Here is a 23194-nt window from a genome sequence, read left to right on the forward strand (position 1 = left end):
AATGCGATTTTCATGTCGATCAGATCAAGCCAGCTGTCTGTGACGCCGGCGTGGTCTTGGAAAAAGGCTTTGATGTTATTTGCGCCCCGGCCTGAGAAATCATTGTCACCGAGATCAGCCATACCTTGAAACGCTTTTTTTAAGTTGACCATCTGGCCGCGCAGTTCTTTGTATTCACTCGCGCGCTGTTTGGCGGCGGCCAGCAGGGTGGTTGCTTCGAAAACTTTCATTACCATAATCCTTTCATTCGAAATACTTCAACAAGATATTACCATGGAAGAATGAAGGGAAAGACAAATAAGAATTTTGAAAGTGCAAAATGATTAATTTGTTCTGGGTAAATTTACTTATTTTATGATCGGGATGGGGAAGAGTTAGCTTTAAGTTGAATCGGTTGTTAGAACATCGTGTGACGCACCTCCTTTAAAAAGCATACACACATATTAGAGGGCTGAAATTTACCCATATGAATTGGATACGGCGGTCCAAACGGCTTTTCGCATGGAACCCATGCGGCAACTGGTCAACAGCTTTAGAAACTTCATCTTAACAGGGAAGTGCGGCAAGCATTGGGAATATAAAGGAATATAGGCTTACAGCTATGCAGGATGGATGAATATCCGTCAGACGGCGAAGGGAAGGCAATCTCCATGTATTGTGACGGTTTGAATGCGGGTGCATGGAACTTCCCATTCATCTGCTGTTACGTCAGAGGGACGAAAAGACTTTTATGGAGGAGGAAGCGGAATGATTGAATTTACACGGCCATCACCTATGAAGAAAACATGCACGATGCACCCGGAAAAGGAATCTGTCAGAGCGGTTTCGTTTACTGATTTTAACGGCAATTCTGTAACAGTAACCCTTTGTCAAATGTGTCTGGCTGAATTAAAAATGAAAGCCGCGACTGAATACAGGAGCATGACTGAGGAGCGGGCTAAACTGAATCGTTTCAAGATTGGTGATCATGTGTATTTAGAGCATTTGGGAGTAGTCAGCGAGATAAAAAACATGGAAGGCGTTCAAGTGGCAAACAGGACAGACACAGACGGAGTCCGAAAGGCTACCCCTAAGGAAATCGCAGAATATAAAAAGCAGGGGAAGCAATGACGGTGAAAAAACGATTCAGTCAATCATTTATCAGTTGTGTTACTTACAGGAGCGGCGGCCGGATGTTTACGGATGCGCGACTTACACGGCCGGAGCCTCCACGGTGAAGTGAAGGAAAATTCAAACCAAGAATGTGAATTGATCAAACGCAGTTTCATGAATCTCCGAAGGCTTTCATCCGAAATTTGGGTGCAGTATGGAAAAAAATTTATGGAAACTTGACATAATGCTGTCAGGTCCCTATTGTATGATTAAATGAATGGCCAGTAAAATGATAGGAGGCGTTCAATATGAAATTGCTGCAAATTAGACTATTGGTTAATGACTTTAAGAAAAGCGTCGAGTTTTATAAAGATTCATTAGGACTTCCAATCAGTTGGTTAGAGAAGGAAATGGAATATGCACTCTTCGATAATGGAGAAACGAAAATAGAGCTTTTATCTCGAGAAAATATGGCTGAAATAGTTGGAGAAGAAAGAAAATCTTTAGACGGAGATGAGCAATCAAGATTTTTGCTTCAGTTTAAGGTAGAAGATGTTGATAAAACGTATGACTATCTGCACAAGCAAGGGATTAAATGCGTCAATGAACCACATGATCGTCAGGAATGGCGTGCACGAGTGGCTCATTTTAGAGATCCAGATAATAATCTTATTGAAATATATAAAATGATATAATTTTTTGACTGGCAGGATTAAGGTAATGCGTTTGTTAACTTACTTATGATTTTTATAGTCTGCAAGAGAAACATATATAGGTCCAAGACGGAAAGCCTGCGGACACCAATCACAGCTCACTGTGCTGTGATTGGTGTCCGTTTTTATTTGCACGGAGGGATAACAAATAGATGATGAACACGAAGCGGACATGCAAACATTCAGACGCGGCGAGGGCGGCGCATTTAATAAGGGGAATCAGAATGCAGGATTTAATCATCACACAGGAATTATATTGACTTTCATCCTGTTTGTAATGTTAATTAGAAGATGTATACAAAATCATTATAATGAGGAGGTCTGGATGTGAAAAATAAAGCGAGAATACAAGTTGGAATATGCATTGGACTTTTATGTTTAAGCTTTACCGGTTTCAACCCTTTATTCGGCTCAGCGCATGCAGAAGCGAAGTCTATAGAAAACACAAAAATGACAAGCTGTATAACGAATCAAAAATTTGTTCAGCTTGAGAAAAAATTTGATGCCAGGCTCGGCGTTTATGCGATTGATACAGGTTCAAACAAGACAATCGCCTATCGGCCGAATGAACGGTTTGCTTACGCATCAACCTATAAAGTTTTGGCCGCAGCTGCTGTTCTGAAGACAAGCTCAAATGAAAAACTTAATGACATCATCCGCTACACCAAAGATGATCTTGTTACATATTCTCCAATCACAGAAAAACACCTGGATACAGGCATGAGCCTGAAAGAAATCTCAGAAGCCGCTGTCCGTTACAGCGATAATACCGCCGGGAACCTATTGCTGCAGCAGCTTGGCGGCCCCAAAGGTTTTGAAAAGTCATTGAAACAGATCGGGGATCATGTAACGAAAGCTGATCGATTCGAGACGGATCTAAACTCGGCGATTCCCGGGGATCGTCGTGACACAAGCACCGCAAAAGCACTGGCAACTGACCTTAAGACTTTCGCTTTGGGTAACACTCTCACGGCTGACAAGCGCACGATTTTAACAGATTGGATGCGGGGCAACGCTACCGGCGACGAACTGATTCGGGCAGGCGCTCCTGCAGGATGGGAAGTCGGCGATAAATCCGGAGCCGGAAGCTACGGCACACGAAACGACATTGCGATCGTTTGGCCGCCTGACAGAGCCCCAATTGTTTTGGCAATCCTGTCAAACCGGTTTACGGAAGATGCCAATTATAATAATGCTCTTATCGCTGAGGCTGCAAAAGTCGCTCTAAATGCTCTTAAATAAACATTGCCGTTCATTTTTTATGGACGGTTTTTTTATATGTTGAGAATGCGGTATGCCGGTTTCGTTTTTCGATACATGTTATAATGTAAAGCCATAAAGAGATGGGAAGAGGGGGAATTTCGATGCATTACATAACGGCATGCTTAAAAATCATCAGTGATAAAGACCTTAATGAAATAATGAAAGAGTTCAAAAAACTTGAGGAAGAAACGAACAAAGAAGAAGGCTGTATTCAATTCCATGCTTATCCGCTCGAACCATCAGAGCGCAAAATCATGCTTTGGGAGATTTGGGAAAACGAAGAAGCTGTTAAAGTCCATTTTACGAAAAAACATACAAAAGACGTTCAAAAACAAGAATTAACGGAAGTAGAATGGTTAATGAAAAGCAATGTGAATGAGTAAAAGGCTTTGTCTATTGTTGGCTGCCTTTGCCGACAATCATCATCAGTTTCGTTCACTAAAACCCTTGCTGCGCAAGGGTTTTTTACTTTAAAAAGTTCTTTATATCGCAGTCTTTTTATGGGTAAGGAACAGACTTGGAATGAAGATGGCGGCAAGGATGATGACGGATACTAAGAATCCGGCATGGTAGCCTTTTAAACTGTTCGGAATCGTCGGCTGCAATCCTTGTATGACAGTTGCGGTAACGGTTGCGATCACAGATGACCCAAAGCTGGAACCGAGGTTTTCAATCATATGAATACCGACACCCGCTTCCGGAAGCTGTTTGCTGTCAAGACCTGTATAAGCGTCACTCATCAATGGGAGCATAATTCCTCCAAAACTGGTGCCGCGGATAAATAATACGACGGAAATCCAAATCATACTTGTGTTATCGGTGATAAAAATAAGCGGGATAGATCCGATCAGCGAAAGAACAAGACTGACCGTAACCACGTATTTCGCACCGATCTTATCAATCATTTTTCCGATCAGCGGACGAGTCACGAGCATTCCGACTCCTTGAGGGATTAAAGCGAGTGCTGCTCCGACTGCCGTGAAATGACGAATGTTTTGAAAAAACAGCGGAAGTATTAACATCGGCCCCATGATGGCAACATTCGCTAAGAACAACCCGATCGAAGATGCTAAGAAGCTCTTGTTTGCAAACAAATTCATAGGCAGCACGGTTTGGTTTTTCTTGATCTGATTATATACAAGATAAATAGCTGCTGAAACAAGACCGATGCCCGTCCATAAAATGGTGTCGCTATTGTTAAATGATGCATGATCCGCCGCTTTTGTAATACCGTACATCAATGCCGCGCTCATTAATGACAAATTGATAATCCCGAAAATATCGAGTTTACGATCTTTGTTGAATGGTTCAAAGTCTGGAATGGTTTTCATCATAAGCGGTGCAGCAATCAAAACGATGAACACGTTGATGTAAAAAATCCAATGCCATGAAGCGCCTTGGACGATGAAGCCTCCAATGACAGGTCCTAAGATCGGGCCGAAGATCATAGGGGTGCTGACGATTGCCATCACTTTTCCCAGGTTTTCCGGACCTGCCGTTTTAACCAAGAGTGTTGACATAAGCGGAGTCATAATGCCGGCGCTGAATCCTTGAAGCAAACGGAAGAAGATGAAGCTGGAAACGTCACGGCTCATTCCCGCAAAAACAGAAATGACACCAAAGGCGATGACTGAGCCGATGAAGATTTTCTTACCGTTATATTTATTCATAAGCCAGCCGGATACGGGTACTGCAATCGCAAGTGCTAAGACATAGCCTGTAACGGACCACTGAATGGTATCCAATGTCGTGTTGAAGTCTTTGGTCAGTTTGTCGATGGCGATGTTTACCATCGTAGAGTCAAGCATTGGAGCGATTGCTCCCAGTGCAATAGCCCAGGCGGCTGTGAGAACTTCTTTTGGCACCCGAAGTTCCTTTCTTTTATGTGTTGACATATTACTCTCCTCTCAAAATTGCTGTCTTTGTTTCCTTGTCAACAAAATAATAGAGTGATTTTGTTTCTTTGTCAACAATAAGAGGGATATAAAAAGGCAGCCTGTTTTCATGGAGAAGGGCTGCCTATGGTTTTATTCATATTTATTCCGATTTCATGTCTGCACCAAGTTTCTTTATTTCTGAATCCAAATGCCTGCTGTATGTTTCCACGAAGTTCAGCATCGTGTCAAATTGTTCATCAGTTACTTGTTCAAACACGATTTTGTCCCGTTCTTGAAACTCTTTGTGCAATTCCTCGTGAATTTTATAAATGACTTTTCCTTGCTCAGTAAGCCTGAAATAGATTTCTTTCTTGTTAAGCGGCTTCTGATAGCTTTCGATAAGGCCTTTATTGATAAGCTTCTTCGTTAATTTACTTATGGCGCCTCTTGTCATATAAAGGGACTCCGCAAGTTTTGTCACATTGGCGTCTTCAATTTTTTCGATGAATTCGATGCAATGCACTTCAGAAGGTTTATGCCCCTTAAGGCTTTCTTCCATCTTCAGCCTATTCAGCCACACCATCTTGTTAAAAAAGTCCCTGAAATCCGTGAGGAGCTGTTCTTTTTTGTCCATGTCTCGTCCTCCTGCTCGGTGGTGCTTACACAATATTATAAAATGTTTGTTTCTTTTTCAACAATCGTAAAGTTATTATTTAGGAACTGAGAGATAGTGCGCAGAAATAAGAAGGAGGGGGAACAGAAGAAGTATTCTATTTAAAAAGCGGCTTTTTAACCGAAACGTGGGTTTTCGGGTATTTTTCTTTCCGTATTCGTTACTTGCTCTGTTACATAACAGGCCAACACTACAGCCTTATAAAAAAGCAGGCTGCGCAATGAGCCTGCTTGAGATTCGCATCAATCATTTTCCTGTTGCGGCATCATGAAAAGCGTCGATTGCGGTTGTGTATTTCAAGACGTTTTTAGACACTTTGGCGGTTGCGCCTAATGGATACGCGTCTGACAGAACGCTGGAGTGAGCTTCGGGTTCCCAGTAAAATACGCCGGTTCCTTTTCCGTTCGGAACCGCTTTCACCAGTTTTATGGTGTCTTTTATGGTCCAGTAGGAATCTTTCGGATTATTTTCATCTCCGCCTAGTTCAACCACCATGACTTCCTTGTTGTAGCGTGAGGCGATATCATTCAAATTAGATGATAAATGGCCGGTGAGCTCCCAGTACGGCTTGCCTTCCCAATAGGGATAGAATGAAACGCCGATGATGTCGGTTTTTCCTCCATTTTTAAAGAATTGATCAAACCACCATCTGAATAGGCTGTTGTCCGTGCCGTGTGCCAAATGGCTGATGACCTTGGTGGCCGGGCTGACGGATTTCACGGCGTCATAGCCTTTGTTCAGTAAGGCGGTCAATTTGCTGAAATCGTTCGTGCTGCCGTCGGGCAGTAAAATTCCTGAATTCATTTCATTCCCTACTTGCACCCAATCAGGGGAGATGCCGTGATTTTTAAGTTCTTTCATGACATCGTACGTATGGTTATAAACGGCTGCCTGCAGCTGGCTGTTTGAATAGCCGTTCCATTGGTTCGGCTTGATCTGGTGGCCGGGATCAGCGAACACATCACTGTAATGGAAGTCAACCATTACCTTCATTCCTAACGCTTTTGCCCTATTGGCCGCCGCAAGTACGCCCGTTTTGTCACTATAGCCGAGCATTGTCCATGTTGTGCCGTCTTTCAGCCAATAATAGCTGCTTGGCGGATTCACAAACACTCTCAGTCTCACGGCATTTATTCCGTGATCTTTAAGAATCTGCAAGGCATCTTTCTGTTTTCCGCCGTCATCCAGCCAGCGCACACCTTCGTCCTCCATTTGTTTCAGCCATCCTATATCAGCGCCATAGGCAAACGGGGCTTCCGCTTTTGCTTTAGGAGACTTCTCAAAGAATGTAAAAGCAGTGAAAATGAGAGAAAGACAGATTGCGTTTACAAATACACGTTTCAATCGGTTTTTGAACATCATAATACCTCCTGATAAAAAGATTGTTGATTGATTTCACTCTGAATGTTTCAGCTGCCATTCTCCAATAACGTCGTGAAACGCTGAAACGCCTGAATTCCTTCGGGTGTCATTTTAAAAACGCCTGCATCGGTCAGCGCGCGTAAAAATACATTCGCGGTTTCTTTTTGTAAAACAGCGGCTGCATTCTCCGATGTCACGTCTTTATCCGCTTTGATGTTTTCAGCCCACGGAAGATGAATATCTTTGATGTCATGAGGTTCATTCAGTAAATACTTTTTCACTTCTGCCAGCTCATCTTTCAGGCGGGGAGGTAAAACGGCGAGTCCCATCACTTCAATCAGACCGATATTTTCTTTTTTGATGTGATGGACATCTTGATGCGGGTGAAAAATGCCATCCGGATAATCTTCGGAGGTGCGGTTGTTTCTGAGAGCGAGATCCATTTCGAAGTCCGTTCCCCTGCGTCTGGCAATTGGAGTGACGGTATTATGGGGTTCATTTGTCTTTGCGATGATGCTGACGGTTTCGTCTGAATATTCCCGCCACTTTTCAAAAACATACGCAGCGGCATCTGTCAGCAAATCCGGATCTTTTGCGCGAAGGCGGATCACTGATACCGGCCACTTCACGGCTTCGGCCTGAACGTCTGGAAAATGACGCATATGAAAAGGGTAGAGGGAACCCGCTTTTGCCATCGGAAACTCATGGGCGCCGCCTTGATAATGATCGTGTGAAAGAATGGAACCTCCTACGATCGGCAAGTCTGCGTTTGATCCCGCAAAATAATGCGGGAAGATTTCCGTAATGGCCAGAAGCCTTCTGAAGCTGTCACGGCTGATGTTCATCGGCTTGTGCACGCTTGAAAGAAAGATGGCGTGCTCGCTGTAATACGCATAAGGAGAGTATTGAAACCCCCACTGTTCTCCCGCTAAGTCAAGCCTGATGATGCGATGATTTGAACGGGCGGGGTGATGCGGTGTTCCGGCATACCCCTCGTTTTCCATACAGAGCAGGCATGTCGGATACCGGTTTTCCGGACTGTTTTTTACCGCGGCGATGTCTTTAGGGTCTTTTTCGGGCTTTGATAAATTAATGGTGATGTCCAATTCTCCAAAAGGTGTTGATGAGCGGTACACGATATTTTTTCGAATGGCCCGCGTCTTAATATAGTCGTTGTTTTGGCTCAGTCTATAAAAATAATCTGTTGCTTTTTTCGGGCAATCTGATAACAATTCGCTGAACGCGGCATTGATCAGAGAAGGGGCCGGTGTGATCACGTCCATGATTCTGCTTCCCAGCATGTCTCTTTCAGCCGGCGTATCGTTTATGATTGACCGTTTTACCGCGTCTTTCACCATTTCGTCCAAATAGTAAAGCCTGTTTTGTTTCTTGATATGCTTCGGTTCTGCATAATCCGTCAGTCCGAGCAGATCGAGAAGTCTGTTTCTTGTGTAAATCACATCTGTTTCATTTATGTCGCCTAAGACAGTGCTTTCTTTCAGAAACCCTGCCACTGATTCAAAAACTTCAATGACCGCCGCCTCCATTTCATTTGTCCTTGTATCCGTTTGGATGTTGCCGATGCCAATTCCATGCTGACGCAATGATTTCCGATATGTCCGTTTGTTTCGGATTCCAGCCCAGAATGTTCCGCGCTTTATCGCTGGAAGCGATGAGGGTGCTTGGATCACCGGGTCTTCTTGCGGCCGCTCTTACTTTTATGTCTCTTTCGGTCACTTGCCGGGCCGCTTCCGCCATTTCTGATACGGAAAACCCGCTGCTTGATCCTAAATTGAAAATGCCGCTGTCTCCGCCGTTTTGCAAATATTCCAGAGCGAGAATATGGGCATCGATTAAATCGGAAACATGGACATAATCGCGGATGCACGTGCCGTCTTTTGTATCATAGTCAGTGCCGAATATCAAAACTTCCTCGCGCAGACCGAGCGCGGTTTGTAAAAGGATAGGGATAAGGTGGGTTTCCGGATGATGATCTTCTCCGATGGAACCGTCCGTTTTCGCGCCGGCAACGTTAAAATACCGAAGCGAGACATATTTTATGCCGCAGGCGGTTTCACACCACTTCAGCATTTTTTCTGCCATGAGTTTTGATTCGCCGTATGCGCTTTCCGGCTTTTCCGGCATGTCTTCTGTGATGGGCACTTTTTCAGGTTCGCCGTATACAGCGGCGGATGAAGAAAACACAATGTGTTTCACCCCGAATTCCTGCATGACCTCCAGTGTAATTTGCGTACCGTACACATTATTATTGAAATATGAAAGAGGGTCTTTCATTGATTCGCCGACAAGGGATTGAGCGGCAAAATGGAGAACGCCTGTTACGTTCTCCTTCGCAAACACAGAGCGAAGAAACGGTTTGTCACGGATATCTCCATGGTAAAAAACTGCTTTTTCATGAACAGCTTTCCGGTGGCCTGTCTGCAGATGATCCACAGCTATCGTTTTAAATCCTTTGTTTAATAATTGATCAACCGCATGAGAACCGATATAGCCGGCTCCGCCGAGAACGAGAATCGCCATGATTTATTTTTCCCTCCATTCAGCCGCGCCATCGCTTATATCCGCGATGTAGAAAGAAGCTTCAAGACCTGTCCTGCTGCGGTAGTGAGATGAAACGGCCCGGATAAAGCCGGCGGTTTCTTCACTTTCCACAATGGCTATGGCGCAGCCGCCGAACCCCGCGCCCGTCATCCGCGCTCCGAGTGCTCCTTCTTTCCAGGCTGCTTCAGCGAGCGCGTCTAATTCGTCACCGGTCACTTCATAATCATCGCGTAACGAACGGTGGGACGCATTCATCAGCTCGCCGAACGTTTTCAAATCATTCGATTTGAGAGCTTCCGCGGCTGAGAGGGTCCGCTCGTTTTCATTGACCGCGTGCCGGGCTCTTTTACGCAAAGTTTCACAGGAGAGAAGGGATTCGAGTTCGTTGAATTCTTCTGACGTCAATTCTGCAAGTGATGCGATATTCCGATATTGCCGCAGTTCCGAGAGAGCTGCGTCGCATTCGCTGCGGCGTTCATTATATTTTGAAGCGGCCAGCTCACGGCGCTTGTTCGTATTCATAATGACGATTTTATATCCGTTAAAAGCAGCCGGAATCATTTCGTGCTCAAGCTTATCGCAGTTTAACAGAATGGCCATGTTCTTTTTGCCTTTTTGCACTGCGAATTGATCCATAATGCCTGAATTCACGCCGATAAATTCATTTTCGACTCTTTTTCCGATAAGCGCCAGTTCAGTATCGGAAACATCCAGGCTGAATAACTTTCTTAAAATGGAACCTGTTAACATTTCAATGGAAGCGGAGGAGCTTAAACCGGCTCCGTTTGGAATCGTACCGTGAAAAAGAATATCCATTCCGCTGTCTATTTGGCCGCCGGCTTTAAGAAGGTAATGGATCATCCCCTTCGGATAATTGGCCCAGCCGTCTTCTTTTTTGTATGCTGTGGCGGAAAGATCAAGGCAGACAATGCCGCTGTCAGGAAAGTTTTCTGAGTATAACCGGATCTGGTGATCTCCGCGTTTTGCGCATACGGCATAAGTTCCGATCGTGATCGCGCATGGAAGAACGTGGCCGCCTATATAATCCGTATGTTCCCCGATCAGGTTGATCCGGCCGGGTGCGAAAAACAGTTCTCCGTTACTTCTCTTGAAAATGTCTTCGAATCTTGATTTTAAAAGTTTTGCATCCATGATAAACCCCCGATTCTATTTTGAGGTATGCTCCAGTATGAACTGAATGGCTTTTTGTGAATTTCTGGTGAGGCTGATATATTCTGCTCCTTTCGTTGCGATGAGTTTCACTTGCAGGCGGTCCGCATCTTCTTTAATGTCATCATAATAAGAGCCGACCTGCGGAGCCAAAATGATCATATCGAAGTCTTTCATGATGTCGTAATGGGATCCGTAGGCGCCTGCTGAGGCGGTAATCGGCACGTTATATTCTTCGGCTCCTTCTGTCAGTGCGTTCGCAAGCATGGCGCTCGTTCCCGCTCCGGCGCACAGCACTAACACATTGGTGCTGTGTTCCAAGGCGGATGAGGATTCCTGAAGATTTGTGCTGATGACGGAGGACGCGTCTTCGGAGGCGCCGGCCATGGCGGGCTGTAATGTTTGCGGCGCGGTTTCAGGCTCGGTGTGTTGGGCTTCTTTCGCCGCTAATACTTTGTCATAAGCTTTACAGAATGGCAGGTATATCAGGAAATCGACAATGATTAATACAGCCGTCAGCACAAAAGCCGAGAGCCCCATGCCGGTTCCGAGAATCAAGCCGGCGGGCGCCGGGGTGGCCCACGGAAGAACATACATAAAACTGTTCATTCCGATGACATCCACGAAAAATTTAAACAGACAGACATTCACCATCGGCGTTACAACAAACGGAATGAAAAAATAAGGATTTAAAATGATCGGCGCAGCAAAGAGAAGAGGTTCGTTTACTGCGAAAGACACCGGAACCGCGGATGCTTTTCCGACTGCTTTCAATTGCTTGGATTTCGCGAAAAGAAGAAAGATAAACGGAACAACAAGGGTTGCGCCGGTTCCTCCCATTGTGCCGACGAAGTTCCCGAGTCCGACGGTCAGCACGTTGGACGCCTGCTCACCGGCATTATGGAGCTGAAGGTTCGCCTCCACATTTGCGTAAATAATAGCTGCGATGGCCGGTTCCACAATAGAAGGCCCGTGAACGCCGACAAACCAGAACAGCGCCATCATTCCCCAAATGACACAAATCCCCAGATAACCGTCTGCGGCGGAAAAAAACGGCGATAAGAGAGAGGAGAGAGCCTCTGCAAACGATACGTTCAGCGTGTTCCTGATCAATAAATCAACGATCACCATGGCCAAAACGGAAAAAGCGAACGGGAAAACATCTTTAAATGTTTGTGAAATGGTACCCGGTACTTCTTTAGGCATTTTAATCGTAATATTTTTCAGCACGCAGAATCTGTAAACGTTCACTGTTGTGAAAGCGGATACAAAAGCGGCTAAAAGACCTTTTGTGCCGAGGTATTCCGTGGAGAATCCGCCGTCGATTTGAGTGACGCTTAAAATGAGAAACCCGACGACTGAAGCAAGCATCGCTGAAACGGGGTTGATCCCTTTGTTTTTCGGCATTTTTCGGTTCATTGATTCACTCAGGCATTTCGCACTTGTTGCCGCAACGATCAGACCGAGGGCGCCCATTGAATAGTTATAAACTTTCCAAAGCCATTCAGAAACACTTTTAGGCCAAGTGAAACCCAACACTTCCGGCACAGCGGCGGTGAGGATGAAAATGCTGGCGAATAAAATAACAGGCATGGCCGTTAAGAAGCCGTCGCGGATCGCGCCTAAATAAATGTTTCTTGAGATTTTTTCAAAAAACGGTTTTCCCTTTTCGATTTGCTTGATGATACCGTTCATTTTTCCACTCCTTATCGGCGGCTTCGGTAGAGTTCTATAAAATCCTGAATAAGATCACGGAGCAAAAGGGTTGTCATCAAGTGGTCCTGACCGTGAACGAAAATAAATCCTAATTCCATGTCCTTGCCGTCAGCTTCTTCAGCTAACATTTTCGTTTGCGCATTGTGGGCGAGGGTTAAATTTTCATCGGCGCTTTTCAATGCTGCTTCCGTGTTTTCGAAGTTTCCGGCACGGACTTCTTTCAGGACTTTCAATAAAGTGCTTCTGGCGTCGCCGGCATAGGCGACGATTTCAAAACCGAGCATCTGCAATTCTTCCTTTGTCATGAAAAAAACCTCCTAAAGACGGCACACATGATGAAAAGAGACTCTTTTCATCATGTATGATCGTTAAATGATTGTTTTTGTTTCACTTACAAGTTTGTACCAGTAGGCCGATTCTTTCGGATACCGTTTTTGGGTGTCAAAGTCGACGTAAAAAAGACCGTAACGTTTGTTGTAGCCGTTGGTCCATGAAAATAAATCCATTAAGGACCATAAGAAGTACCCCTTTACATTGACTCCGTCGGTAATCGCTTTACTGACGGCTTCTAAATAGACTTTTAAATAGTCGATTCTTGCCTTATCCATAATGATGCCGTCTTCAAACTCATCTTTATAGCCCATGCCGTTTTCGGTAATGTACATTTTGTTATATTGCGGATAGTCCCGTTTGATGCGCATCAGCATGTCATACATGCCTTCAGGATAAATGAGCCAGTCCCAATCGGTCCGTTTCAGGCCTTCTTTGTAAATTCTTTCGCCGATTCCTTTTACTTTATAGACCGAAGTGCCCTTATCGCCCGTTCCGTTATGGTGAATAACGGTTTCTCCGTCGTACGCTTTGACGAAATGGCATTGATAATGATTGATGCCGAGATAATCATTGCGCGTTGAAGCTTTTTTCATCACGTCAAAGTCACTGTCTGAAAACTCGTATGAAGCGCCGTTTGCCTCACAGATTTCATCCAGAGCACGCATGGTTTCCTCAGAATAATAGCCGAGGTAGGTGGCGTCGAGGAGAAATCTCACTGATAACGCGTCATCCAGAAAACAGGCGTGGCGGTCTTCTTCTGAGTCGCTGGCGGGATATTTTGTTTCCAATGAGTGGACGACACCGATTTCTCCCGGATAGCCGCCGTCTTTAAAAAGATTGACGGTCATCGCATGCGCTACCATCATGTGATGGAGGCATTGAATGACTTTTGTGATATCACTTTTAATTGATGGCGGGAAAACCCCGAGTAAATACTGGTTGGTGGCTGTGGGATAAATTTCGTTAAACGTGCTCCAATATCTGATTTCGCTGAATTCTTTAAAGCAAAACTCCGCATAGCTGACGAACGCTTCTATTGAAGCGCGGTTGAGGAAATCTCCCTGGTCAAATAATCTTTTCGGTGTATCGAAATGATGCAGTGTGACAAAAGGGGTGACGTTGCGTTTATGGCACTCTGAGAAAATACGATGATAGTAATCAACACCTTCCTGATTGATTTTGCCCGTGCCGTCAGGGAAAATTCTCGTCCAGGCTATAGAAAGGCGGATGCCGTTTATTCCGAATTTTTCACATAGTTTAATATCTTCCGGAAACTGGCGGTAAAAATCACTTGCCGGATCAGGGCTGAATCTTCCCTGTTTTTCAAGAAATTCATCCCAGGCCACAGGCCCTTTGCCGCCTTCTTTTGTGGCGCCTTCCGCTTGATATGCCGCAGTCGCCCCGCCGAAAATAAAGTCATGAGGTAATTTGAGCATTACTGAATCCTCCTTCGCCAATGTGTGAATTGAAGTTTGTTAATGTTTGTAATTGTTATCTTTTGTTTAATAGTAAACGCATACATTTTTGTTGTCAATAGCTTCATAAAGAAATAACATCTGTTTTCATAGGGGTTATATAAGTTTTTTGTTGTTTTATATGTTGATTATGTTGTTTGTTAGTGTTTGTTTTTGTTGACCGGAGTGCCGCGGTGTGTTAGATTGTGTGTAAAGTTGAGGGGATGATTGAACATGTTAAAAAAAGAGCGTCTTTTAAAAATCATCGACATCGTAAACTCGCGGGGGTTTATTACGGTGAGTGATATTATCGATGAACTGGATGTTTCTGATATGACAGTGAGAAGAGATCTGGATGAGCTGGATAAGGCCGGAAAAATCGTACGTATTCACGGAGGCGCACAGAGCATATCTTATTCCATTGATCACGAATTATCGCATAATGAAAAACTGGGTGTTCAAATGGATGAGAAGGAGAAAATCGCGGAACTCGCAGCTTCATATGTAAATGACGGCGATACCGTTTTTTTAGGGCCCGGCACGACGATTGAACTTTTAGCCAAACACCTGCTGCATAAGCGAATCAGGATTATCACAAACAACTATCCCGTATTTGATATTTTAAAGCATGGTGACACTGCGGATACCATCCTGATTGGCGGCGATTTCCGGAAAAACACCGGTGCCTTCGTCGGGCCCATCGTGAACGGCAATCTGCAGAAATTCAATTTTACGAAAGCCTTCATCAGCGCCAACGGCATACATAATGATGAGATTTCTTCTTACAGCATTGAAGAAGGGGAAGCCCATCAAATCGCGCTGAATAATTCGCGGACGAAATTTTTGCTGGCGGATAATAAAAAATTCAACCGGGAAGATTTTTACGTGTTCTATAACTTACATGATATGGATTATCTGATTACGGATGATAAAGTGATGAAAGATGTTCAAATTCATTACGAGCAATATGTAGATGTCAAAATCGCAAAAAAATAAAAAAGGCGGGCGGTTCGATGAAAGGGGTTATTTTTGATTTCAACGGCACGATGTTTCAAGATTCGCATCTGCACGAAAAAGCATGGTTTTTCATGGTGAAAAAATACGCGCCGAAAACCATTTCTGATGAAGACATTTTCGTTAACATTCACGGGAGAACAAACAGTGAAATCCTGACGTATTTTATTTCCGGCGATTTAACAAATGAAGAAATCAAGAAGCTGTCTTTTGAAAAAGAAGCCTACTACAGAGAATTATGCCTTGAAAACAAAGATGAGTTAAAGCTGACGAAGGGACTGACCGGCGTATTGAACCATCTGAAAAAATCAGAAACGCCAATGACCATTGCCACGGCTACGGTAAAGGAAAATGTCGAGTTTTACTTTGACGTCTTTCAGTTGGATCGGTGGTTTGATTTTGACAAAGTCACGTTTGATGACGGGAGCTTCCCCGGAAAACCGGCGCCGGATATTTTTCTCATCGCATCGGAAAAGTTAGGCCTCAGGCCTGAAGATTGCTTAGTCATTGAAGATGCCTTTTCGGGGCTCACAGCGGCGAAAAAAGCAGGTGCAGGCAAGATTATGGCCATTGACCCACTCGGAAAAAACCGCGCGCTATTTGAAGAAAAACAGCTGGCGGATGACGGGATACTGACAGATTTCACCTCGTTTTTTGAAGTGATTGCCGGACATTCTGTTTGAGAGATCAGCCGGTTCTTCATGCCGATATGGCTGTACAGGCTGCGGACTCCGTTCGCAACACGGGATGTTTTTGTGTTCGGCGGTGTCTGCTTCTCGTGAAGAAAGGGGTTTCGCTTTTTAATCGGAGTCACTTTTAAGACAGGGGTATCCCTGTTTTTTTAATTCCTCGTATTTACAAACAAGCGCTAAGGTGCTTATTGCTGACTGTTTATATGTTTTACGATAAAATCCTGAGCATACAAGAAAACCAGCCATCCTGTAAGTCCAAGCCCTGATGCGGCAATGAAAGACAGTGAATGGCGAAGGGCGATGCCCATAATGACCAGCATAATGACTGTGGAGGGGATGCCGGAAGCCACGCTGAATGCAAAATGACTTAATGTCTCCTTCGTTTCGCCTTGGATGTACAGCCACACCATGCTCAGCATACTGACAATTGGTAAAGCCGCTATAATACCTCCATAACTCGGGCTTCTTCTTGATATTTCAGTGATAATCCCAATAATAGCAGCGGAGACAATGATTTTAACGATCGTAAACATCTTCAGCACGCTCCTTCATCAAACTGAATGCTTTTAAGACAAGTGTTCTTTCTTCATTATTCATGCTGTCAAAAAGAAGCTGTTTAAGCTTTTCTTCATCAAGCCCGGAATGCCGGTAAAGGATATCCGCCCCCAAACTGGTAAGTTTTAAAATGACTTTCCGCTCATCCTCAACACTTCTGGTTTTATAAACGTACTTTTTCTGCAGTAACCGCTTTATATGTTCCGAAGCGGTATTATGTGATACTTGAATCGCTTCGGCAATGTCTTTTATTCCGACTGCCTTCTCTTTTTGAATGACTTGCAGAATCCGTACACCTTGGTGAGTAATTTTTTCATGGTGCTGATAACGGAGCCGGTAGTAAATATCTGTCCAGAGGTCATTTAATCGCATGATTTCGTTTGACATCATCATCCACCTTCTATCGTTTATTAAGATTATATCTTATATTACGATATATTTTTGCGGATTGAAAGCAATTTTTGAGCATGAGGGAGCGGCATTCGTTCTGTTTTTAGAAGATTGGAAGAGACAAGCGGCCGCAGCTTCAACGAATAAACTTGTTTCATATACTCTCAATAAGTTATTTCCCTTATTTTGGAAACGTCAGCTTAATACCTTCCGCATATAAATAAGGACGCTGACAATATGATAAAGAACCAAAGTATATATTCAAATGCAGTTTTTTTCAGCAGGGCAGTCTTGTGCTGATAGAAAAAGATACGGGGGATAAAAAGCGGGTAAGAAGATAAGGAAAGGAGAGAGACGGATGGAACTTGATTTTGTGATTCGTCTGGCGGTTGCGGGTCTGCTTGGGGCTCTTATTGGATTGGAGAGAGAATTCAGGGCGAAGGAAGCCGGTTTGAGGACGCATTTTTTAGTGGCCGTCGGCAGCGCCTTGATGATGATCGTTTCCAAATACGGCTTTTTTGATTTGTTATCCAACAGCCATACGTCCTTTGATCCGAGCCGGGTGGCGGCGCAGGTCGTCAGCGGCGTCGGATTTTTAGGAGCCGGCACGATTATTTTGCAGCGGCATGTCGTGCGGGGGCTTACGACGGCCGCGGGGATTTGGGCTACGTCGGGGATCGGGCTGACGATCGGGGCAGGTATGTATGTCATCGGCATCAGCGGCACGATTTTGGCGTTAATCGGGCTTGAACTGTTAAATTTTCTGTTTAAACCGGCGGCGCATTCTTTGTCTGTCAGTTTCAGGATTGAGGAGAAAGCCGTCATGCATGATATTTTAACTTCTCTTGAGGAAAAAGGAATTCTTATTACGTCCTATGAATTGAATAAGGCGGTGCTTGAAGTGAAGGGAAGGGTGAAAAGCAAAAGCGGGAAAGCGGCGGTAATGGAAAAAGTTCAAGCTCTCCCGTATATTCTGTCGGTCAAAGTTGAATAGCAGACAGGGGAAGCCTCCTGTCTGCAGTCATTTCTTTTCAAACATTAATACCAGGGATAGAACGGGATATACGGCCGCGGATAGTATGGATACGGTCTTGGGAAATAATAAGGCGGCCGCGGATAATGATATGGCACCCGTTCGTGGCTCTCGGCTGTGTATTCATGATAGAAAGGATCGTACAAGAGGAAAACCTCCTTTTCAAATGTTGGTTCCGTTTACCTTATTCCTGTATGCCCGGTATGGTGTACGTACAACGGGCAAAAAAAAGACGCCGGTTATCATCCGGCATCTTTTTTTACACTTTCACATCAATTGAATGTCCGGCAGTCGGGTGCTGGGACGGCAGCATTTTCACAGTTTCTTCCGCCGCAGCCTGTGCATGCTGCATGACCGTTTTTGTTAAAGCGATATTTACATTCTGCGCCAGAGATGCTTGATGCATAGCGATTGATAACGCAGGGATATCCATAGCTTCCACCTCCTTATCCCTTCATATCGGCGGCATGCTTTGATTATGAAGGGGACTGGCGGTTTCTTTTTACGGCCCATTCTAAAAATGCGGCAGCGCATACCCCGAGGGTATAGGCGAAAATGTCACTCCAGACAAATTGCCAGCCGAGGATCAGCCCGCCGAGCGTGCTGCTTCTGATTGCGTCAATCCAAGGCGCGTGATACAGCTGGCTGCATTCAATCAGACAGCAAAACGAGAGGCTCAAAAATGCGGCTGTTTCAGTCCGTATGTTCCGAAACAGAAGCCCGAATCCTGTAAAAATCATTGCCGCCCACAAGGCATCTCCTAAATAAGCGTTTATGATGCCGGGCAATAGGGCGGTGATGTATGCGGTTCTGGACAGCAAACCGAGGGCGATGATAAAAACGGTACATATTCCGTATGTCAATGGATGTCTATTCACTTCACACTGTTCCCCTTTTTTTGTACTCCCATGTATTGTAAGGAACGACGGAAAAGCTGTCTATGAAAAAACGGCCCGGGAGGCCGCTTTTTTTGCGTTATCTGGCTTTTAGGTTGACGTGGTCTGCTTTTTGGTCACTGCCGATGACGAAGCGGAGCTCATACTGCCCCGTATGGTAGACGTAATCTGTTTCGCCCGTTTTTGGCACTGTCAGGATTTTGTCAGCGCTGCCGATTTGTTTGCTTAAGACGTCAGGTGTGACGCTTCCGAGGTTTAAGCGCCGCTCGACCCCTGTTCCGAAATAGCGTATTTCCGAGATTTTTCCGTTTTTATGATAGGAAAATCCATAACCGGGGTTTCCCATGTTCCAGCTGTATAAATCAAATGGATTGCGGCTGTCTGCTTTTTGTTCCGGCTCGCCGATTTTATCGTAAACGTCCTGTCTTGTGCTTTGGTTGATTTTCAGGCCTTTCACATTTTGCGGCATTTCCCCTTTAAACGCCGATTGGTAAAGGCTGTTCACCAGTTCTTGTGCACGTTGGTTTTCCGTTTTTGAAGCGGCTGCGGCATGGACGGGCTGTGTAACCGAAAATGCTTCTGCGCCGAATGCGCATCCCGTGAGCATCACTGCCGATAATCCCGTGGCGAGTGTTTTTTTCTTCAACATATGTGAACGCCTCCTTTTTACCGCTCATACCCGTATGTTTCCTGAGATAAACGAGATGTTTTAGTGAAAGGCCGGCTGGGAATCATAGAGGATGTATAGAGGGGGACAGAAAGGGGAAAAGAAAATGGCTGATACAAAGAAGGTTACAATCAATGGGGTTGAAATGGAAGCGCCGGACGGCCAAACCGTTTTGCAGCTTTTGAACAATAGTTCAATTGACGTGCCGCACGTGTGTTATCACCCGAGTCTCGGGCCGATTGAAACGTGCGATACTTGTATCGTCAATGTTAACGGGGAACTGGTGCGTTCGTGTTCCGCGCAAATAAAGGACGGAGATGTCATCGATACGCTTTCGTCCGATGTAAAAAAAGCGCAGATTATCGGCATGGACAACATTTTGCACAACCATGAATTGTACTGTACGGTCTGTGATTACAACAATGGGAGCTGCGAAGTACATAATACTGTAAAGGAAATGAAAATCAATCATCAAAGCATTCCGTTCGATCAAAAACCGTATCCTAAAGATGAATCAAATCCGTTTTACCGATATGATCCCGATCAGTGCATTTTGTGCGGACGCTGCGTCGAAGCCTGTCAGGACGTACAGGTAACCGAAACGTTAAGCATTGATTGGGAGCGGAAACGCCCGCGGGTCATTTGGGATCAGGATGTGCCGATCAATGAATCATCATGTGTTTCCTGCGGACATTGTTCGACGGTATGTCCGTGCAACGCCATGATGGAAAAAGGCATGGAAGGCGAAGCTGGGTATTTAACAGGTATCAGCCAAGAGACGCTTCGGCCGATGATTGACATCACAAAAGGCGTCGAAACCGGATACGGATCAATTTTAGCCATATCGGATATGGAATCGGCCATGCGGGATGAAAGAATCAAAAAAACGAAAACCGTATGCACATACTGCGGTGTCGGCTGCAGTTTTGATATATGGACGAAAGGAAGAGACATTTTAAAGGTCGAGCCTCAGGCTGAGGCGCCCGCAAATGGAATTTCGACGTGCGTGAAAGGGAAATTCGGCTGGGATTTCGTCAATAGTGAAAAGCGCCTTACCAAACCGCTTATCCGGGAAGGAGACTCGTTTCGGGAGGCGGAATGGGATGAAGCGCTGCAGCTGATCGCTGATAAATTTACCGATATAAAAGAACATTTCGGCCCGGACGCGCTTGCTTTTATCACATCTTCCAAATGCACGAATGAAGAATCATACGTGATGCAGAAGCTTGCAAGAGCCGTTATCGGAACAAATAATGTTGACAACTGCTCACGCTACTGCCAGTCTCCCGCCACGGCCGGATTGTTCAGAACGGTCGGATACGGCGGTGATTCAGGGTCGATTACAGATATAGAAAAAGCTGAGCTCGTGCTGATTATCGGTTCAAATACATCTGAGTCTCACCCCGTCTTGTCCACACGCATTAAACGTTCTCATAAGCTGCACGGACAGAAGCTCGTCGTCGCTGACTTGCGAAAACATGAAATGGCCGAGCGCTCCGACGTGTTTTTCCAGCCGCGTGCCGGATCAGATATTGTCTGGCTGAATGCCGTATCGAAATATCTGCTTGATCACGATTTGGCGGATACTGCATTTCTGAAGGAGAGAGTGAACGGATTAGATGAATTCGTGAAAAGCCTTGAACCTTATACGATGGAATATGCGGAGAAACATACCGGTGTGGACAAGGATACCTTAATCAAAGTGGCCCGGATGATTCATGAAGCCGGCAGCGTGTGCGCACTGTGGGCGATGGGGGTCACCCAGCATATCGGAGGAAGTGATACGAGCACGGCCATTTCCAACATGCTTCTTGTGACCGGAAATTACGGGAAGCCCGGCGCAGGCTCATATCCGCTTCGGGGCCATAATAACGTGCAGGGAGCCAGTGATTTCGGCAGTATGCCTGACAGCTTCCCCGGTTATGAAAAAGTAACGGATGAAAAAGCCCGTAAAAAGTATGAACAGGGGTGGGGAACAGACCTGCCGAAAGAAATCGGAATGACAAATCATGAAATGATCGAAGGCATCCACTCAGGAAAACTGAAGTCCATGTACTTAAAAGGAGAAGAAATGGGACTTGTCGACTCCAATATTAACCATGTTCATGCCGCATTTGAAAAGCTCGATTTCTTCGTTGTGCAGGATATCTTTCTTTCGCGTACGGCCGAGTTCGCCGATGTCGTGCTTCCGGCAAGCCCGAGCCTTGAAAAAGAAGGGACGTTTACGAATACGGAACGGAGGGTGCAGCGCCTTTACGAAGTGTTTGAACCGCTGGGCGATTCAAAGCCTGATTGGCAGATCATTACGGACATCGCCAACCGTCTGGGCGCTGATTGGCACTATGAACATCCGGCAGACATTATGGAAGAAGCGGCAATGCTTTCGCCGCTCTATGCAGGCGTCACTTACGAACGTCTCGAAGGCTACAATTCACTGCAATGGCCGGTTGCAGCGGACGGAACCGATTCACCGCTTTTATTTACGGATAAGTTCCCGTTTTCAGACGGCAAAGCGATTCTATATCCCGTTCAGTGGACCGAGCCGAAAGAATTTGGTGAAGAATATGATATCCATGTGAATAATGGGCGGCTGCTCGAGCATTTTCACGAAGGGAATCTGACTTACCGATCAAAAGGAATATCCGAAAAAACACCGAGTGTGTTCCTTGAGGTCTCGCCCGAACTCGCCGAAGAAAGAGGGCTGGAAGACGGAACGCTTGTCCGTCTGACATCACCGTACGGAAATGTGAAAGTCAAATGCGTCATCACAGACAGGGTAAAAGGCAAACAAGTCTATCTTCCGATGAACGATTCAAAAGACGCCGCCATTAACCTTTTGACAAGCAGCTATGCCGATAAGGATACCGATACACCAGCTTATAAAGAAACATCAGCGAAGATGGAGATTTTGAAAAAAGAAGGCGTTAATCCGCTTCCGAAAATCAATTTCCGTTACGGAAACCCGCAGCCGCAGATCGGTGTCCGGGTTGATCGGAAATGGGCGCGTAAAGATTATGTATTTCCGGGAGACGCCGTAAAAAGGGGGAAACAGCAAAATGGCTAAAGCAATCAGCGGCATCCGAAAACAGACCGTCACAGAAGAAGACAAACGAAAAAAGGACTTAGAAGAGATCGAGACGGCTCTTTTACGAAATAAAGACGCGATTTTGGAATCTCTGCACATTCTTCAGCACATGAACGAGCGCGGCGTTTTGGCGCTTCTGCGCGGGCTCTTCGGCCAGGGAGACAAAGTGATGGATATTCTCGTGAAGAAGGCGAATACTCCGGAAACGGCCAATATGCTGAAAAATCTCCTGCTGTTAAGCGGCGTTCTCGGCATGCTCGATGTAAAACAGCTTGAGCCGTTTATCGTTAAAATCAATGCGGGGGTCACAAAGGCCGTCGAGGAAAAAGACAGCGGCAGGAAGACCGGGTATTTTGATATCGTCCGCGCTTTAAAAGACCCGGAAATCAACAAGGCCGTCACTCTGCTGTTTTCTTTCCTGAAAGGCATGGGCGCTGATACGGACGATATGGAAAGAAATACGCAGCCTCCTGAAGACCAAAAGCAGCACCAGAAACCGCAGACGAATGAGTGAAAATATCTCCCGAGCCTGGCCGAAGGCTCGGGTTTTTTGTGCGCTTCTGCTGTTTTCTTGGGAGAAATTTCACCTCCGGATTCATGACTTTTGTTGTGTTATGTTAATAGTTCAGGTTATGAATAGAAAAAAA

General features: G+C 45.3%; 24 protein-coding genes and 1 pseudogene. 9 read left to right on the forward strand and 16 right to left on the reverse strand.

Going from position 1 to position 23194, the window contains the following annotated elements; translation table 11 throughout:
• Window positions 1-230, reverse strand: a 230-nt coding sequence (locus tag G9F50_RS15510) for a T7SS effector LXG polymorphic toxin (protein ID WP_260397911.1), incomplete at its 3' end; no start/stop codon positions are given.
• Between the two features lie 517 nt (window positions 231-747).
• On the opposite strand from G9F50_RS15510, the gene G9F50_RS15515 reads away from it, so the two are divergent.
• The 4 genes from G9F50_RS15515 to G9F50_RS15530 all read left to right on the forward strand — a co-directional run bounded on the left by G9F50_RS15515 (window position 748) and on the right by G9F50_RS15530 (window position 3451).
• Entirely contained in the window at window positions 748-1110 is a 363-nt protein-coding gene (locus G9F50_RS15515; protein ID WP_038457666.1) for a hypothetical protein, read from the forward strand.
• Window positions 1111-1400: 290 nt separating this feature from the next.
• Complete coding sequence (locus G9F50_RS15520) at window positions 1401-1787, forward strand: VOC family protein (protein ID WP_060561836.1); 387 nt, start codon at window positions 1401-1403, stop codon at window positions 1785-1787.
• 339 nt (window positions 1788-2126) lie between these two features.
• Window positions 2127-3047 carry a class A beta-lactamase gene (gene bla / locus G9F50_RS15525; protein ID WP_101536281.1) on the forward strand — a complete coding sequence of 307 codons (921 nt, stop codon included), beginning with the start codon at window positions 2127-2129 and terminating at the stop codon, window positions 3045-3047.
• Window positions 3048-3169: 122 nt separating this feature from the next.
• The gene (locus G9F50_RS15530) at window positions 3170-3451 is read left to right on the forward strand and encodes a putative quinol monooxygenase (protein ID WP_007407331.1); all 282 of its coding nucleotides are present in this window, start codon (window positions 3170-3172) and stop codon (window positions 3449-3451) included.
• Between the two features lie 99 nt (window positions 3452-3550).
• Here G9F50_RS15530 and G9F50_RS15535 read toward each other — a convergent pair whose 3' ends face one another.
• The 9 genes from G9F50_RS15535 to lacG form a co-directional block, all read right to left on the reverse strand.
• On the reverse strand, window positions 3551-4963 hold the full coding sequence (locus G9F50_RS15535; protein ID WP_060561834.1) for an MDR family MFS transporter: 1413 nt from the start codon (window positions 4961-4963) through the stop codon (window positions 3551-3553).
• Between the two features lie 142 nt (window positions 4964-5105).
• Complete coding sequence (locus G9F50_RS15540; RefSeq protein WP_007407329.1) at window positions 5106-5579, reverse strand: MarR family transcriptional regulator; 474 nt, start codon at window positions 5577-5579, stop codon at window positions 5106-5108.
• A 285-nt stretch (window positions 5580-5864) separates the two neighbouring features.
• Window positions 5865-6977 carry a glycoside hydrolase family 53 protein gene (locus G9F50_RS15545; protein WP_060561833.1) on the reverse strand — a complete coding sequence of 371 codons (1113 nt, stop codon included), beginning with the start codon at window positions 6975-6977 and terminating at the stop codon, window positions 5865-5867.
• A 50-nt stretch (window positions 6978-7027) separates the two neighbouring features.
• A complete protein-coding gene (gene galT, locus G9F50_RS15550) occupies window positions 7028-8527 on the reverse strand; it encodes a UDP-glucose--hexose-1-phosphate uridylyltransferase (RefSeq protein ID WP_060561832.1) in 1500 nt (499 codons plus the stop codon).
• 1 nt (window position 8528) lies between these two features.
• A complete protein-coding gene (galE, locus tag G9F50_RS15555; RefSeq protein ID WP_060561831.1) occupies window positions 8529-9521 on the reverse strand; it encodes a UDP-glucose 4-epimerase GalE in 993 nt (330 codons plus the stop codon).
• Between the two features lie 3 nt (window positions 9522-9524).
• Entirely contained in the window at window positions 9525-10694 is a 1170-nt protein-coding gene (locus tag G9F50_RS15560) for a galactokinase (RefSeq protein WP_060561830.1), read from the reverse strand.
• A 15-nt stretch (window positions 10695-10709) separates the two neighbouring features.
• The gene (locus tag G9F50_RS15565) at window positions 10710-12407 is read right to left on the reverse strand and encodes a PTS lactose transporter subunit IIBC (protein ID WP_060561829.1); all 1698 of its coding nucleotides are present in this window, start codon (window positions 12405-12407) and stop codon (window positions 10710-10712) included.
• A gap of 11 nt (window positions 12408-12418) precedes the next feature.
• On the reverse strand, window positions 12419-12733 hold the full coding sequence (locus G9F50_RS15570) for a PTS sugar transporter subunit IIA (protein ID WP_007407323.1): 315 nt from the start codon (window positions 12731-12733) through the stop codon (window positions 12419-12421).
• 63 nt (window positions 12734-12796) lie between these two features.
• A complete protein-coding gene (lacG, locus tag G9F50_RS15575) occupies window positions 12797-14197 on the reverse strand; it encodes a 6-phospho-beta-galactosidase (protein ID WP_060561828.1) in 1401 nt (466 codons plus the stop codon).
• Between the two features lie 252 nt (window positions 14198-14449).
• Between lacG and G9F50_RS15580 the strand changes: the two genes are divergently transcribed.
• Window positions 14450-15211 carry a DeoR/GlpR family DNA-binding transcription regulator gene (locus G9F50_RS15580; RefSeq protein ID WP_022553515.1) on the forward strand — a complete coding sequence of 254 codons (762 nt, stop codon included), beginning with the start codon at window positions 14450-14452 and terminating at the stop codon, window positions 15209-15211.
• Between the two features lie 17 nt (window positions 15212-15228).
• On the forward strand, window positions 15229-15912 hold the full coding sequence (locus G9F50_RS15585; RefSeq protein ID WP_015417259.1) for an HAD family hydrolase: 684 nt from the start codon (window positions 15229-15231) through the stop codon (window positions 15910-15912).
• A gap of 194 nt (window positions 15913-16106) precedes the next feature.
• Here G9F50_RS15585 and G9F50_RS15590 read toward each other — a convergent pair whose 3' ends face one another.
• Both G9F50_RS15590 and G9F50_RS15595 read right to left on the reverse strand, forming a co-directional pair.
• Window positions 16107-16454, reverse strand: a complete 348-nt coding sequence (locus tag G9F50_RS15590; RefSeq protein ID WP_060561827.1) for a DUF3147 family protein — start codon at window positions 16452-16454, stop codon at window positions 16107-16109.
• The gene (locus G9F50_RS15595) at window positions 16438-16863 is read right to left on the reverse strand and encodes a MarR family winged helix-turn-helix transcriptional regulator (RefSeq protein WP_060561826.1); all 426 of its coding nucleotides are present in this window, start codon (window positions 16861-16863) and stop codon (window positions 16438-16440) included. The genes G9F50_RS15590 and G9F50_RS15595 overlap by 17 nt, the downstream gene beginning before the upstream one ends.
• 361 nt (window positions 16864-17224) lie before the next feature.
• Here G9F50_RS15595 and G9F50_RS20830 point away from each other — a divergent pair.
• A pseudogene (locus tag G9F50_RS20830) lies at window positions 17225-17621 on the forward strand (MgtC/SapB family protein); the annotation flags it as partial.
• A gap of 283 nt (window positions 17622-17904) precedes the next feature.
• Here the strand turns inward: G9F50_RS20830 and G9F50_RS20835 are convergent.
• From G9F50_RS20835 to G9F50_RS15615, 4 genes are all read right to left on the reverse strand, one after another.
• Window positions 17905-18045, reverse strand: coding sequence for a hypothetical protein (locus G9F50_RS20835; RefSeq protein ID WP_373859653.1), 141 nt, complete (start codon window positions 18043-18045; stop codon window positions 17905-17907).
• Between the two features lie 113 nt (window positions 18046-18158).
• Window positions 18159-18332, reverse strand: a complete 174-nt coding sequence (locus tag G9F50_RS15605; RefSeq protein WP_012117340.1) for a YjfB family protein — start codon at window positions 18330-18332, stop codon at window positions 18159-18161.
• 43 nt (window positions 18333-18375) lie between these two features.
• Window positions 18376-18777, reverse strand: a complete 402-nt coding sequence (locus G9F50_RS15610) for a ribosomal maturation YjgA family protein (RefSeq protein ID WP_020955665.1) — start codon at window positions 18775-18777, stop codon at window positions 18376-18378.
• Between the two features lie 97 nt (window positions 18778-18874).
• Window positions 18875-19444 (reverse strand): YjgB family protein, encoded by a 570-nt coding sequence (locus tag G9F50_RS15615; RefSeq protein WP_015417262.1) that lies wholly within the window; start codon window positions 19442-19444, stop codon window positions 18875-18877.
• A 124-nt stretch (window positions 19445-19568) separates the two neighbouring features.
• Here G9F50_RS15615 and fdhF point away from each other — a divergent pair, with 124 nt between their 5' ends.
• Window positions 19569-22526 (forward strand): formate dehydrogenase subunit alpha, encoded by a 2958-nt coding sequence (gene fdhF / locus G9F50_RS15620; protein WP_060561825.1) that lies wholly within the window; start codon window positions 19569-19571, stop codon window positions 22524-22526.
• Window positions 22519-23061 carry a helical membrane plugin domain-containing protein gene (locus G9F50_RS15625; RefSeq protein ID WP_012117344.1) on the forward strand — a complete coding sequence of 181 codons (543 nt, stop codon included), beginning with the start codon at window positions 22519-22521 and terminating at the stop codon, window positions 23059-23061. The genes fdhF and G9F50_RS15625 overlap by 8 nt, the downstream gene beginning before the upstream one ends.
• Window positions 23062-23194: the final 133 nt, after the last annotated feature.

It is taken from the genome of Bacillus sp. EKM206B, assembly GCF_011066015.1.
Lineage (GTDB): Bacteria > Bacillota > Bacilli > Bacillales > Bacillaceae > Bacillus > Bacillus velezensis.